A 14344-nucleotide genomic window follows, 5' to 3' on the forward strand; every position below is an offset into this window, starting at 1 on the left:
ATCCATGCCGCATATTCTGATCGTCGAAGACGAAACCATCATCCGCTCGGCCTTGCGACGCCTGCTCGAAAGGAACCAGTATCAAGTGAGCGAGGCAGGTTCGGTACAGGATGCCCAGGCGCAGTTCAGCATCGCCACGTTCGACCTGATCGTCAGCGACCTGCGCCTGCCGGGCGCGCCCGGCACCGAGCTGATCAAGCTCGGCGAGGGCACCCCGGTGCTGATCATGACCAGTTACGCCAGCCTGCGCTCGGCCGTGGACTCGATGAAGATGGGTGCGGTGGACTACATCGCCAAACCCTTCGACCACGATGAAATGCTGCAGGCCGTGGCGCGTATCCTGCGCGACCGCCCCAAAGCCGTCGCCCCCGCCGGCGCATCGGCCGAACCGCGCAGCACGGGCAAATCGGCTGCGGCGGACAAGAGCGTTGCCGGCAACGCCTCGGGCGAGATCGGCATCATCGGCGCCTGTGCACCGATGCTCGACCTGTTCGGCAAGATCCGCAAAGTGGCGCCCACCGACTCCAATGTGCTGATCCAGGGTGAGTCCGGTACCGGCAAGGAGCTGGTTGCGCGGGCACTGCACAACCTTTCGCGGCGCGCCAAGGCGCCCATGATCTCGGTGAACTGTGCGGCCATTCCGGAAACGCTGATCGAATCCGAGCTGTTCGGCCACGAAAAGGGCGCCTTCACCGGCGCCAGTGCGGGACGTGCCGGCCTGGTCGAAGCGGCCGACGGCGGCACGCTGTTCCTCGACGAAATCGGCGAACTGCCGCTGGAGGCGCAAGCGCGCCTGCTGCGCGTCCTGCAGGAAGGCGAGATTCGCCGGGTGGGTTCGGTGCAATCGCAGAAGGTCGACGTGCGCCTGATCGCTGCGACCCACCGCGACTTAAAAAGCCTGGCCAAGGCCGGCCAGTTCCGTGAAGACCTGTACTACCGGCTGCATGTCATCGCGCTGAAACTGCCGGCGCTGCGCGAGCGCGGCAGCGACGTCAACGAGATCGCCCACGCCTTCCTCGCCCGCCAACGCGCGCGCATCGGCCGCGATGACCTGACGTTCTCTGCCGAGGCCGAGCAAGCCATCCGTCATTACAGTTGGCCGGGCAACGTGCGCGAACTGGAAAACGCCGTGGAGCGCTCGGTGATTTTGAGCGAAAGCCCGGAAATCTCTGCCGAGCTGCTGGGGATCGACATCGAACTGGCCGACCTCGAAGACGGCGACCCGCTGGATCAACTGCCGTCTTCGGGGGCAGTGAGCGGTAACGCCAGCCATGATCCTAGCGAAGACCTGTCGCTGGAAGACTACTTCCACCACTTCGTGCTCGAGCACCAGGACCACATGACCGAGACCGAACTGGCCCGCAAACTGGGCGTGAGCCGCAAGTGCCTGTGGGAGCGGCGCCAGCGCCTGGGCATTCCGCGGCGCAAGAGCAGCGCCACCAGCGAACAGTGATTGTCTTTCAGGTGCGGCACAGGCCGCGCCTGCTACCCCCCTCAAAAACCTGTTACCCGCCTTACACGACGTAACATCTTCCGAGGCGAACGGTAACGAATATGCTTATTCCAAACCGTCACCAAGCCGTTCTGGCTCACCTCAAACCCAGGTTCTACGGGCCTTGACCAAAGTTGGCACGCTGCCTGCAATATGTTCGGTACAAGAACAATAACAAGCACCGCAACCCATAATAAAAACAATACGAAACGGCTCACGCATAACAAGAACAACACGGCGGAGGCGCAGCTAACTGATTCTTTTGGAGACGCGTTGTATCCGGGGCTTGCCCCATGACCAGGCAGAGAACAACAAAAACTGCACTAAAAAGCAGCGCCTGAACTGGTTGGACCTTTAGGTCGGTACAGCTCAACGATCAAAGCAATCCGTTTGCTCTTAATCCCTTCCGATAGGGATCGTTCACCAGCCAAGCTGGGTGGACTGGGCACTCGACAAAAACAAGAAGCCCGTAAAAATAACAACAAGAGCGTACGCAACGACTTGATGGGGAGCTTAGGCTCCCCATGTCGTTTCTCCCCCTTCAGTGTCTTCAGCACACCGCCTACACCATTCTCCGAGTAAATGCTAGAATCCCCGCCCATCATGCGGCCATTCCCCTATTGCTGGCCGAACATTCCTTCAAACAGTGCATCCCATGCTGAAGAAGCTGTTCCAGTCTTTCCGCCCCCCGGTACCAGGTCAACATCACGTGCGCACCACACCCGAGGTGATCCACAAGAGCCAGCACTCGCTGCAACGCAGCCAGTTCAGCCGCCATGCGGTCGGCATCGTCGAGCGCCTGCAAAGCGCGGGCTACCAGGCTTACCTGGTCGGCGGTTGCGTACGCGACCTGCTCCTGGGCATCACGCCCAAGGACTTCGACGTCGCCACCAGCGCCACACCCGAGCAGGTACGCGCCGAGTTCCGTAACGCGCGCATCATCGGGCGCCGTTTCAAACTGGTGCATATCCAGTTCGGCCGCGAGATCATCGAAGTCGCCACCTTCCGTGCGCCCCACTCCGACGAAGACCAGGCCGACAGCCACCGCTCTTCGCACAACGCCAGCGGCCGCATCCTGCGCGACAACGTCTATGGCACTTTGGAAGAAGACGCGCAGCGCCGCGACTTCACCATCAACGCCCTGTACTACGATCCGGTCAACGAGCGCATTCTCGATTACGCCAACGGCGTGCACGACATCCGCAACCGCTTGCTGCGCCTGATCGGCGATCCGACCCACCGTTACCAGGAAGACCCGGTACGCATGCTGCGCGCCGTGCGTTTCGCCGCCAAGCTCAACTTCGGCATCGAAAAGCACACTGTGGCGCCGATTCGCGAACTGGCACCCCTGCTGCGTGAAATCCCGCCAGCGCGGCTGTTCGAGGAAAGCCTCAAGCTGTTCCTGTCCGGGCAAGGCGCGATGGTCTTCGAGATGCTGGTCGACCTCGAACTGTTCGAGCCGCTGTTCCCAGCCAGTGCCCAGGCGTTGGAAGACCGGCCAAGCTATACCCACACGCTGATCAGCCAGGCCTTGGCCAACACCGACTTGCGCGTCGCCCAGGGCAAACCGGTGACGCCGGCCTTCCTCTATGCGGCCTTGCTCTGGCCAGCCCTGCCCGCGCGCGTGCTGTTCCTGCAGAACCAAGGCGTGCCGCCGATTCCGGCCATGAACGGCGCGGCCCACGAGTTGATCGTCGAGCAGTGCCAGCGCATCGCCGTGCCCAAGCGCTTCACCCTGCCGATCCGGGAAATCTGGGACATGCAGGAACGCCTGCCACGGCGCAGCGGCAAGCGTGCCGACCAGTTGCTGGACAACCCCCGCTTCCGCGCCGGCTACGACTTCCTGCTGCTGCGCGAAAGCGCAGGCGAGCAGACCGACGACCTCGGCCAGTGGTGGACGGATTATCAGGAAGCCCACGACGGCACCCGCCGCGAGATGATCCGCGAGCTGGGCGGGCGCAGCGAAGACGGGGCCGCTCCACGCAAGCGCAAGCGCAGCAACAGCAAGCGCAAACAAGGCGACGACGAGGCCTTCGAGTGAGCACCCGCGCCTACATTGGTCTGGGCAGCAACCTGGCCGACCCGGCCGGCCAACTGCGTAGCGCGTTGCAAGCCTTGGAACAGTTGCCAGACACACGCCTAGCGGGCGTGTCGGCCTTCTACGCCAGCGACTCGCTGCTGCCCGGCCAGCCACGCTACACCAACGCCGTGGCCGCCCTGGACACGGCACTCGAGCCGTTGGCGCTGCTCGATGCGCTGCAAGCGGTGGAAAACGAGCAAGGCCGTGTCCGCGCCGAGCGCTGGGGGCCGCGCACCCTCGACCTGGACATCCTGTTGTTCGGTGAACGCCGCATCGACCTGCCGCGCCTGCAAGTGCCCCATGTGCAGATGCACCTGCGCCCCTTCGTGCTCTATCCCCTCGCCGAACTGCTGCCCGCGCAGACCCTGCTCGCCGACGGCAGCACCCTCGCCCAGCGTCTCGCCGCCTGCCCCTTCGTCGGCCTCGAACGCCTGTAGAAACGTCGCGTGCGCAAGCGGTAACAGGCGTAACACCTTGCCTGTAACGGGCCGGTAACAGGTGATTGACTTCCCTCCCTCGCGTCACGACTATAGGCCTCCCGCGGCACCCCGGTGCCAACAGTCTTTGGCCGTAGACGGCCGGCAATGAACATCGCGAACGACGATGTAGCGCCCTGAGCGAACGGCGACCCTTGCATCCGCAGTCGTCGCCTCAGGGCCTGAACGAGGATTTTCGACATGCCCGCTGTGACCCTGACGACCCTCAACGGCCTGAAAGCCAAAGGTGAAAAGATCACCATGCTGACCTGCTATGACGCCACCTTCGCCAAGGCGGCGAGCGAGGCAGGCGTCGAGGTGCTGCTGGTGGGGGACTCGCTGGGCATGGTCCTGCAAGGGCACGACAGCACCCTGCCGGTCTCCACCGCCGACATGGCCTACCACACCGCCTGCGTCAAACGCGGCAACGCCGGGGCGCTGATTCTGGCCGACCTGCCGTTCATGGCCCATGCCACCTGCGAGCAGGCCCTGGCCAACAGCGCCACGCTGATGCAGGCCGGTGCGCACATGGTCAAGATCGAAGGCGCGGCGTGGCTGGCCGAAACCATCACCCTGCTGGCCCAACGCGGCGTACCCGTGTGCGCGCACCTGGGGTTGACGCCGCAAGCGGTCAACGTGTTCGGCGGCTATAAGGTGCAAGGTCGTCAGGAGGCCCAAGCCGAGCAGCTGCGCCGGGATGCCCAGGCGCTGGAACGGGCCGGTGCCGCGATGCTGCTGCTCGAATGCGTGCCCAGCGCTCTGGCCAGCGAGATCAGCCAGGCGGTGAGCATTCCGGTGATCGGCATCGGCGCCGGCAGCGGCACCGACGGCCAGGTCCTGGTGCTGCACGACATGCTCGGCCTGTCGCTGAGCGGGCGCGTGGCGCGCTTCGTGAAGAACTTCATGGTAGGCCAGCAAGACATTCAAGGCGCCCTTGCCGCATACGTCGCGGCAGTCAAGGACGTCAGTTTCCCAGCCAGCGAACATGGGTTCAGCGCATGAATACAGTCAAGACCGTCCGTGAGCTGCGCGCCGCCGTGGCGCGCGCACGTGGGGAAGGCAAACGCATCGGTTTCGTGCCGACCATGGGCAATCTGCACAGCGGCCATGCCGCGCTGGTGACCAAAGCCGCACAACGCGCCGATTTCGTGGTCGCCAGCATTTTCGTCAACCCGCTGCAGTTCGGCGCCAACGAAGACCTGGCCAGCTACCCACGCACCCTGGTCGCCGACCAGGCGCGCCTGCTGGAGGCCGGTTGCAACCTGTTGTTCGCCCCCACCGTGGAAGAAATGTACCCCGAAGGCACCGTCGCGCAGACCCGCGTCAGCGTGGCGCAGCTGTCCGAAGGCCTGTGCGGCGCAAGCCGGCCGGGACACTTCGAGGGCGTGGCCACCGTGGTCAACAAGCTGTTCAACATGGTCCAGCCCGATCTCGCCGTCTTCGGTGAAAAGGACTACCAGCAACTGGCCGTGATTCGCGCCATGGTCCGCGACCTCAACATGCCCATCCAGATCTTCGGCGAACCGACCGTGCGCGCCGAGGACGGCCTGGCCCTGTCGTCGCGCAACGGCTACCTCAGCGAGGCGCAGCGCGCGATCGCCCCAGCGGTGTACCGCACGCTCACCCAGGTCGCCGAAGGCCTGCGCCGCGGCCGCCGCGACTATCAAGCCCTGCTGGACGAAGGCCGGGCACAGCTGGAGGCGGCGGGCTTGCGCACCGATTACCTGGAAGTGCGCCACGCGCTGTCGCTGCGCCCAGCGCAACTGGACGACCGCGACCTGGTCGTTCTGGTCGCCGCTTTCCTGGGGAACACACGGCTGATCGACAACCTCTACGTACATCTGGAGCAGCCCAGCGCCTGAACTGGTAGGCAGCGCAGACGCCCTGTGCTGCGTTTCCCGCTCGATCGAATCAGGATTGCCTATACTGCACGACGGCTCGCAACTGCCGCGGACAGCCACTGTCCAACGCAGCAACTTGTACCCAGGAACTCATTCGCAATGGCGTATTACCGCACTCCTCATGATGTAACGACCCTGCCGGCCTGGCAGGCGCTCCAGCAGCATCGCGAAGCGCTGCAAGACTTCAGCATGCGTGACGCCTTCAATGCCGACCCACAGCGCTTCGACCAGTTCTCCCTGAGCAGCTGTGGCCTGTTCCTCGACTACTCGAAAAACCTGATCACCGAGCAGACCCGCACCCATTTGGTGGAGCTGGCCGAGCAGGTCGGTCTGGCCGATGCCATCAAGGCGATGTTCAGCGGCGAGATCATCAACACCTCCGAAGGTCGCCCGGTGCTACACACCGCCCTGCGCCGTCCGGTGGGCGACAAGCTGGACGTCAACGGCGTCAACGTGATGCCCGAGGTGCACAAGGTCCTCAACCAGATGACCGAGCTGGTGACGCGCATCCATGACGGCCTGTGGCGCGGCTATACCGAAAAGCCGATCACCGACGTAGTCAATATCGGCATCGGCGGCTCCTTCCTGGGCCCGGAGCTGGTCTCCGAAGCGTTGCTGCCCTACGCCCAGCGCGGCGTGCGCTGCCATTACCTGGCCAACATCGACGGCAGCGAGTTCCACGAACTCTCGGCCAAGCTACGCGCCGAAACCACGCTGTTCATCGTCTCGTCCAAGTCGTTCAACACGCTGGAAACCCTGAAGAACGCCATTGCGGCGCGCACTTGGTACCTGGCCCAGGGCGGCTCGGAAGCCGAGCTCTATCGCCACTTCATCGCCGTGTCCAGCAACAAGCAGGCGGCCATGGCCTTTGGCATCCGCGAAGAAAACATCTTCCCGATGTGGGATTGGGTCGGCGGGCGCTATTCGCTGTGGTCGGCCATCGGCCTGCCGATCGCCCTGGCCATCGGCACCGCCAACTTCAAAGAGCTGCTGTCCGGCGCCTACACCATGGACCAGCATTTCCAGAGCGCGCCGTTCGAGCAGAACATGCCTGTGCTGCTGGCCCTGCTGGGCGTGTGGTACGGCAACTTCTGGGGCGCGGACAGCCACGCCATCCTGCCGTACGACCACTACCTGCGTAACATCACCAAGCACTTGCAACAGCTGGACATGGAGTCCAACGGCAAGAGCGTGCTGCAAGACGGCTCGCCCGTGCCGGTCAGCACCGGGCCGGTGATCTGGGGCGGCGTGGGCTGCAACGGTCAACACGCCTACCACCAGCTGCTGCACCAAGGCACCCACCTGATTCCCGCCGACTTCATCGTGCCGGTGGTGAGCTTCAACCCGGTGGCCGACCATCACCAGTGGCTGTACGCCAACTGCCTGTCGCAGAGCCAGGCGCTGATGCAGGGCAAGACCCGCGCTGAAGCCGAAGCCGAGTTGCGCGCCAAGGGCATGAACGAAGCGGACATCGACAAGCTGGCGCCGCACAAGGTGATTCCGGGCAACCGTCCGAGCAATACCTTGGTGGTCGAACGTATCAGCCCGCGCCGCCTTGGCGCGCTGGTGGCGATGTACGAGCACAAGGTGTTCGTGCAGAGCGTGGTGTGGGGCATCAACGCTTTCGACCAGTGGGGCGTCGAGCTGGGCAAGGAGCTGGGCAAGGGCGTCTACGAGCGTCTTGTCGGCGCCGAAGAGAAACACGCCGAAGATGGTTCGACCCAAGGCCTGATCAACTACTTCCGCAGCCGTCACCGCGGCTGAAGTCGTTGGCTGGACCGGTACGGGCGCTTCGGCGCCCGTTTTCGTTTCCCACAGCCGGCCTGGCGGCTGACCGACGCTCCGCTTTGCGCCAATGGGAAGCGCACGGCAAGCACTCCACACGTCGAACGCGACGGGAATTGCAAGTCTTTGTGCAGTTGCCGCGGAACCGCTACCCCATGCCATACTCCAACCACTCCCGCCCGCGACCTGATGATGCCCCGCATGCTCAGAGCATTGACCCGCGCCTTTGGCACCGTGCTGGCCTTGGTGGCCCTCTACAGCCTGTTGGGCTTTCTGGTACTGCCAGGCATCGCCCTGCGCATCGCCAACCAGCAACTGGCCCAGTACGCCACCGCGCCTGCCCACCTGCAACGCATTGAGTTCAATCCCTTCAGCTTCGAACTGACCCTCTGGGGGTTGGAGATCGGCGAGCCCGGCAAACCGCAGCTGGGCTTCGAGCGGCTGTACGCGAACCTGCAACTGGACAGCCTCTGGCGCGGCATGCTGCACCTGGACGCCGTAGCGCTGGACAAGCCACGCGGTGAGGTGGTGTTCGCCAAGGACGGGCACCTCAACCTGGCGCAATTGTTCAACGTCCCGCCCAGCCCTTCCAAGCCTGACGAGCCGGCCAGCGACCCCTTCCCGCTGCGCGTTGGCAACCTGGCGATCAGCGAAGGCTACGTGCACTTCAAGGACCTGCGCCCCAGCGAGCCGATCGAGTTTCTCTACGACTCGATGAATCTCGAGCTGAACAACTTGAGCACCCTGGCCGATGACAGCGCCGACATGACGCTGGTGGCGAAAAGCCCAGCCGGCGGGCGCATCGACTGGCAAGGCAGCCTCGGCCTGGCGCCCTTCGCCTCCGAAGGCACATTGAAGATCACCGATGCCAAGATGAAGCTGTGGTGGCCCTACATACGCGACAGCCTGCCCCTGGTGCTGCAAGACGGCGTCCTGAGCCTCGACACGCATTACCGCCTCAATTTCGCCAAAGGCACCGAGCTGCTGCTCGACAAGGCGTCCCTGCGCATAGCGCCGTTCGCCATCAAAGCGCCCGATGGTCGACCCCTGGCGCGCCTGGCCAGCCTCGACGTCAGCGACGCCACCCTCGACCTGGCCAAGCAGCGCGTCATCGTGGGCAAGGTCCGTAGCGAAAAGCTGGAAACCTGGGCCGCCCTCCAACCCGACGGTCAGCTGGATTGGCAGGCGCTGTTCGCCAGCCAGCCGAGTGCGCCCTCGACCAAGGGCAAGCACGTACCTGCAACGGCCGAGCCTGCCCGCACCCAGGCTTCGGCGCCGGCTAAGCCGTGGCAGGTGCTGCTCAAAGACGTACAGACACACAACGCGCTGATCCACTTGCAGGACCGTCGGCAGAAAGAGCCGGTAGCCCTGGACGTCGGCCCGCTCAACCTGACGATGCGTGGCTACGATAGCCTCAACGGCTCGCCGTTCGAGCTCAAGCTCGACACCGGCGTCGGCAAGCAAGGCAAGCTGCAAGCGGCCGGCCAGGTCAATCTGGCACCGGTCAGTGCCAACCTCGATGTCAGCACCCAGGACATCGACCTGCGTATCGCCCAGGCTTACATCAACCCTTACATCCTTCTGGAACTGCGCAGTGGCATGCTCGACAGCCAGCTCAAGGTCGAGCTGGCCAGCGTCGATCCCTTGGCATTGACCGTCAGCGGCAAGGCGCAAGTCGACCAGTTGCACACTCTCGACACGATCAAGAACCGCGACCTGGTCAAATGGCAGCAGGTCGATGCCGACGGTATTCGTTACGTGCACGGCGATGCGCTGTCGATCGACAAGGTGACGCTGCAGCAGCCCTACGCGCGCTTCATCATCAACGAAGACCGCACCACCAACATCGATGACCTGTTGATCCCCCAACCTGCCGGCGCCCAGGCCGCCTCCACGCCCGCGCAGCCGGCCAAACCCGCCGACAAGCCGCTGAGCATTCGGATCGGTCGGATCGACATCAAGGACGGTTCGGCCAATTTCGCCGACCTCACCCTGACGCCGAACTTCGCCACCGCCGCGCAGCAACTCAACGGCATGGTCGGCACTATCGACAATCGTCGCTCCCTACCTGCCAGCGTGGACATCCAGGGCAAGGTGGACCGTTACGCGCCGGTGATCGTCCACGGTGCGCTGAACCCCTTCGACCCGATGGACAGCCTCGACATCGCCGCCAGCTTCCGCCGCGTCGAGCTGACCACATTGACGCCCTACTCCGGCAAATTCGCCGGTTACCGCATTCGCAAGGGTCGGCTCAACCTCGATTTGCACTACGTCATCACCCAGGGTCGGCTGCAGGCGGAGAACACCGTCGAAGTCGAGCAATTGCAATTGGGCGACCGGGTCGACAGCCCCGATGCGGTCGACCTGCCGATCCGCCTGGCCGTAGCGCTGCTCAAGGACAGCCATGGCAAGATCTCCCTGAAACTGCCGGTGTCGGGCGACCTCAACAATCCGCAGTTCAGCGTGATGCCGATCGTGTGGCAGACCCTGCGCAACCTGGCCCTGCGCGCCGTGCAGTCGCCGTTCAAGCTCATCGGTAGCTTGGTAGCCGGCGGACAGTCGCAAGACCTCAGTACCGTGGCCTTCGCGCCTGGCTCCAGCGAACTGGCCGGCGATGCGCGCGCTGCGCTGGACAAACTGGCTGCTGGCCTCAAGGCGCGGCCGCAGCTGCGTCTGGAGATAGAAGGTACCAGTGCGCAATCCAGCGACGGGCCGCTCTTGGCACGTCAACGCCTGGAGCGCGAGTACCAGGCCACTTGGTACAAGATCTTGCAAAGGCGCGGTGACAAGGTGCCGGCCAATGCGTCCATGCTGGTCGTCAGCGAAGACGACAAGCCCGCCATGCTCGAAGGCATCTATCGCCTGCGCCTAAAACAGCAACCGCCGCCGCAATGGGAACGATTGAGCCGTGAGCAGCGTACGCTGCAGTTGCGCGAGGCCGTGCTGAAGTTCTGGTCGGAAAGCGCCACGCTCCAGCGCCAACTCGGGCAGGACCGAGCCAGTAGCATCAAGGACTACCTGGTCGACAAAGGTGGGCTGAGCGACGACCGGGTGTACTTCGTCGATACGACCCTGGGGCAAGCGCAGAGCGATGGCCGAGTCGTCACGCCGTTGCATTTGGACGTGGAATGAGGGGTATGGCCATTCCCTGAGATGCAAAAAACCCGGCACGAGTGCCGGGTTTTTCATGTGGCCCGATCCATCGGGCCAAACCAGAAGCTTACTGAGTTTTCAGCGCTTCGGTGGTGACGCTCTTCACGCCTTTGATTTTCTTGGTGATAGCAACGGCGGTGGTTTTCTGGGCTTCGGTCAGGGTAACGCCATCGTTGGTGGACAATGCAACTACACCGTGGGTGGTTTCAACGGTGATGTCCGAACCTGGGATGCCTTTCTCGGTCAGCAGGTCAGCCTTGACCTTGGTGGTGATCCAGGTGTCGCTGGTTTCTTGCTTGGCCTTGGTGACTTCACCGGCCGCCATCATCAGCGGGGCCTGGGAAGTTTGCTGGGCAGCGAAAGCCGCGTTGGTCATGGTCAGGGTCAGAGCGGTAGCAGCGGCGGCAGCGATAGCGAACTTCTTCATACAAGACACTCCTGTTTTTCGAAAAGTCTGCGCCGTGGTTTCCGGCTGCAGGTAACTAAATAGATTGCAGAGGCTGTGCCAGGTTCAAAATTTAATAAATCTCAATTAAAACAAGTAGTTAGCATTTTTATGGATTGGTACGTTCGTGCATTTTGCAAGCCGTCGTCAAATCCTGCATGCAAGATGCAAGTCCGCGAATAAAAACGACAGGCAAAAAGAAAGGGCCCCGCTGGGGCCCTTTCGATTTACCGCACGATCACGCTTACACGCCGGAGGATTTCGCCGCCGCCACATCTTTGATCGACAGCTTGATACGGCCGCGGTTGTCCACGTCCAGTACCAGTACTTCGACTTCCTCGCCTTCCTTGAGCACGTCGGTGACTTTCTCTACGCGCTCGTTGCTGAGCATGGAGATGTGCACCAGACCGTCTTTGCCCGGCAGGATGTTGACGAAGGCACCGAAGTCGACGATTCGCTCGACCTTGCCGACATAGATCTTGCCGATTTCGGCCTCGGCCGTGATGCCCAGTACGCGTTGACGTGCCGCTTCGGCCGCATCCTTGGTTTCGCCGAAGATCTTGATCGAGCCATCGTCTTCAATGTCGATCGACGCCTTGGTCTCTTCGCAGATGGCGCGGATGGTCGCGCCGCCTTTGCCGATGACGTCACGGATCTTGTCGGTGTCGATCTTCATCGCGATCATGGTCGGTGCGTTGGCCGACAGTTCGGTACGCGACTGGCCGATGATCTGGTTCATCTGACCGAGGATGTTCAGGCGCGCTTCCAGGGCTTGGCCCAGGGCGATCTCCATGATCTCTTCGGTGATGCCGTTGATCTTGATGTCCATCTGCAGCGCAGTGACGCCTTTGGCGGTACCGGCCACTTTGAAGTCCATGTCGCCCAGGTGGTCTTCGTCACCGAGGATGTCGGTGAGGATGGCGAACTTCTCACCTTCCTTGACCAGGCCCATGGCGATACCGGCGACCGGTGCCTTCATCGGCACACCGGCGTCCATCAGGGCCAGGGAAGCGCCGCAGACCGAGGCCATGGAGCTGGAACCGTTGGACTCGGTGATTTCCGAGACGACGCGGATGGTGTACGGGAAGACGTCGGCGCCCGGCAGCATGGCCTGGACCGAACGGCGGGCCAGACGGCCGTGACCGATTTCGCGACGGCCTGCACCGCCCATGCGGCCACACTCGCCCACCGAGAACGGTGGGAAGTTGTAGTGCAGCATGAAGGGGTCTTTCTTCTCGCCTTCGAGGGTGTCGAGCAGCTGTGCGTCACGCGCGGTACCCAGGGTCGCGACGACCAGGGCCTGGGTCTCGCCACGGGTGAACAGGGCCGAGCCGTGGGTCTTGGGCAGAACACCGACTTCGATGTTCAGCGGACGCACGGTCTTGGTGTCACGACCGTCGATACGCGGCTTGCCGTTGACGATGTTTTCGCGAACGGTGCGGTATTCGATTTCGCCGAAGATCTCTTTGACCTGGGCAGCCGAAGGCTGGCCTTCTTCGCCGGAGAACTTGGCGATCGCCTGATCGCGCAGCTCGCCCAGACGAGCATAGCGGTCGGCCTTGACGGTGATGGTGTAGCCTTCGGAAACGGCTGCGCCGAACTCGGCACGGATGGCGTCGAACAGTTCGGTGTTGGCGACGGCAGGTTTCCAGTCCCAGGTCGGCTTGGCAGCTTCGGCGGCCAGCTCTTTGACGGCCTTGATGACCGACTGGAATTCGTCGTGGGCGAACAGTACTGCACCCAACATCTGGTCTTCGGTCAGCTCTTGGGCTTCGGATTCGACCATCAGCACGGCGTCAGCGGTACCGGCGACGACCATGTCCAGGCTCGAGGCGGCCAGTTGCTCGTAGGTGGGGTTGAGCAGGTAGCCGGTGCTTTCATGGAACGCGACACGGGCAGCGCCGATCGGGCCTTCGAACGGAATGCCGGAGATGGCCAGGGCGGCCGAGGTGCCGATCATCGCAGCGATGTCCGGATCGGTCTTCTTGCTAGTGGAGACCACGGTGCAGACGACCTGCACTTCGTTCATGAAGCCTTCCGGGAACAGCGGACGGATCGGACGGTCGATCAGGCGCGAGGTCAGGGTCTCTTTCTCGGAAGGACGGCCTTCGCGCTTGAAGAAGCCGCCAGGGATCTTGCCGGCAGCGTAGGTTTTTTCCTGGTAGTGCACCGACAGAGGGAAGAAGCCCTTGCCTGGATCGGCTTGCTTGGCACCGACCACGGTCACCAGCACGGTGACATCGTTATCGACGGTGACCAGCACGGCGCCGCTTGCCTGACGGGCAATGCGGCCGGTTTCTAGCGTAACGGTCGACTGACCGAACTGGAATTTCTTGATTACCGGGTTCACGGTTTCCTACCTTTTCAATGGCTCTGGGGGAACTGGTTTCTTGCGAATTCTTGGGCAGAACAGGGAATCGGCCCCGTTGACCGTCCAGATACAACACGAGGCTGGGAGCCTGACTGCCGCGCGGGAAAACCGCACGACAGGCTCAGGCTGCCAACCTCGAAGAGATGCCGGGCGTATCCGACGGCGATGCTGATGTCCAGCACTGCCAAAGATGGCGACACGCCCCGCACACCACTGGCCAGGCCGCTATTAGCGACGCAGGCCCAGACGACCGATCAGGGTGCTGTAACGCGTGGTGTCTTTGCCCTTCAGGTAGTCCAGCAGCTTACGACGCTGGTTGACCATACGAATCAGACCACGACGGGAGTGGTGGTCTTTGTCGTTGGCCTTGAAGTGGCCTTGCAGCTTGTTGATGTTGGCGGTCAGCAGAGCAACCTGCACTTCCGGGCTACCGGTGTCACCGGCGGCTTGCTGATAGTCGGCAACGATCTGAGCTTTTTCTTCGACGCTGAGTGCCATTTGGCTTCTCCTGATGAACGGAACCCGCAAGCGGATTCCAATAGGCCGGGGGAAAACCCCGTATTAATAAAGAAGGCATGACCGCGCCTATTAACAGCCACCCTTTCATCCACAGGTTCGGGCCGAGGCCCTGGCCTGTGGTT

Annotated in this window: 10 protein-coding genes; 7 read left to right on the top strand and 3 right to left on the bottom strand. The window is 62.9% G+C overall.

The genetic code is table 11. From position 1 onward, the window contains the following. Positions 1–4: 4 nt before the first annotated feature. The 7 genes from B4M43_RS07825 to B4M43_RS07855 all read left to right on the top strand — a co-directional run bounded on the left by B4M43_RS07825 (position 5) and on the right by B4M43_RS07855 (position 10866). Positions 5–1453, top strand: a complete 1449-nt coding sequence (locus B4M43_RS07825; protein WP_296265802.1) for a sigma-54-dependent transcriptional regulator — start codon at positions 5–7, stop codon at positions 1451–1453. A 694-nt stretch (positions 1454–2147) separates the two neighbouring features. Then, a complete protein-coding gene (locus tag B4M43_RS07830; protein WP_296265804.1) occupies positions 2148–3533 on the top strand; it encodes a polynucleotide adenylyltransferase PcnB in 1386 nt (461 codons plus the stop codon). Beyond that, positions 3530–4009, top strand: coding sequence for a 2-amino-4-hydroxy-6-hydroxymethyldihydropteridine diphosphokinase (gene folK / locus B4M43_RS07835; RefSeq protein ID WP_296265806.1), 480 nt, complete (start codon positions 3530–3532; stop codon positions 4007–4009). Before B4M43_RS07830 ends, folK begins: the two co-directional genes overlap by 4 nt. A 240-nt stretch (positions 4010–4249) precedes the next feature. After that, entirely contained in the window at positions 4250–5050 is an 801-nt protein-coding gene (panB, locus tag B4M43_RS07840; RefSeq protein WP_296265808.1) for a 3-methyl-2-oxobutanoate hydroxymethyltransferase, read from the top strand. Further along, positions 5047–5910, top strand: coding sequence for a pantoate--beta-alanine ligase (gene panC / locus B4M43_RS07845; protein ID WP_296265810.1), 864 nt, complete (start codon positions 5047–5049; stop codon positions 5908–5910). The genes panB and panC overlap by 4 nt, the downstream gene beginning before the upstream one ends. Positions 5911–6048: 138 nt before the next feature. Then, positions 6049–7713: a glucose-6-phosphate isomerase gene (gene pgi / locus B4M43_RS07850; RefSeq protein WP_296265812.1), complete on the top strand. Its 1665-nt coding sequence runs from the start codon at positions 6049–6051 to the stop codon at positions 7711–7713. 222 nt (positions 7714–7935) lie between these two features. After that, the gene (locus tag B4M43_RS07855) at positions 7936–10866 is read left to right on the top strand and encodes a DUF748 domain-containing protein (RefSeq protein WP_296265814.1); all 2931 of its coding nucleotides are present in this window, start codon (positions 7936–7938) and stop codon (positions 10864–10866) included. Positions 10867–10954: 88 nt separating this feature from the next. Here the strand turns inward: B4M43_RS07855 and B4M43_RS07860 are convergent, their stop codons facing one another. The 3 genes from B4M43_RS07860 to rpsO form a co-directional block, all read right to left on the bottom strand. Next, positions 10955–11314, bottom strand: coding sequence for a BON domain-containing protein (locus B4M43_RS07860; protein ID WP_296265816.1), 360 nt, complete (start codon positions 11312–11314; stop codon positions 10955–10957). A gap of 262 nt (positions 11315–11576) precedes the next feature. Continuing rightward, positions 11577–13682 (bottom strand): polyribonucleotide nucleotidyltransferase, encoded by a 2106-nt coding sequence (pnp, locus tag B4M43_RS07865; protein ID WP_296265818.1) that lies wholly within the window; start codon positions 13680–13682, stop codon positions 11577–11579. A gap of 249 nt (positions 13683–13931) precedes the next feature. Further along, positions 13932–14201, bottom strand: coding sequence for a 30S ribosomal protein S15 (gene rpsO, locus B4M43_RS07870; protein WP_296265820.1), 270 nt, complete (start codon positions 14199–14201; stop codon positions 13932–13934). Positions 14202–14344: the final 143 nt, after the last annotated feature.

It is taken from the genome of Pseudomonas sp. UBA6562, from assembly GCF_002434265.1.
Classification (GTDB): Bacteria; Pseudomonadota; Gammaproteobacteria; order Pseudomonadales; family Pseudomonadaceae; genus Aquipseudomonas.

Coding starts and splice junctions, on each gene's coding strand:
- B4M43_RS07825 (WP_296265802.1), top strand. CDS start 5: ATGCCGCATATTCTGATCGTCGAAGACGAAACCATCATCCGCTCGGCC.
- B4M43_RS07830 (WP_296265804.1), top strand. CDS start 2,148: ATGCTGAAGAAGCTGTTCCAGTCTTTCCGCCCCCCGGTACCAGGTCAA.
- panB (WP_296265808.1), top strand. CDS start 4,250: ATGCCCGCTGTGACCCTGACGACCCTCAACGGCCTGAAAGCCAAAGGT.
- panC (WP_296265810.1), top strand. CDS start 5,047: ATGAATACAGTCAAGACCGTCCGTGAGCTGCGCGCCGCCGTGGCGCGC.
- pgi (WP_296265812.1), top strand. CDS start 6,049: ATGGCGTATTACCGCACTCCTCATGATGTAACGACCCTGCCGGCCTGG.
- B4M43_RS07855 (WP_296265814.1), top strand. CDS start 7,936: ATGCTCAGAGCATTGACCCGCGCCTTTGGCACCGTGCTGGCCTTGGTG.
- B4M43_RS07860 (WP_296265816.1), bottom strand. CDS start 11,314: ATGAAGAAGTTCGCTATCGCTGCCGCCGCTGCTACCGCTCTGACCCTG.
- rpsO (WP_296265820.1), bottom strand. CDS start 14,201: ATGGCACTCAGCGTCGAAGAAAAAGCTCAGATCGTTGCCGACTATCAG.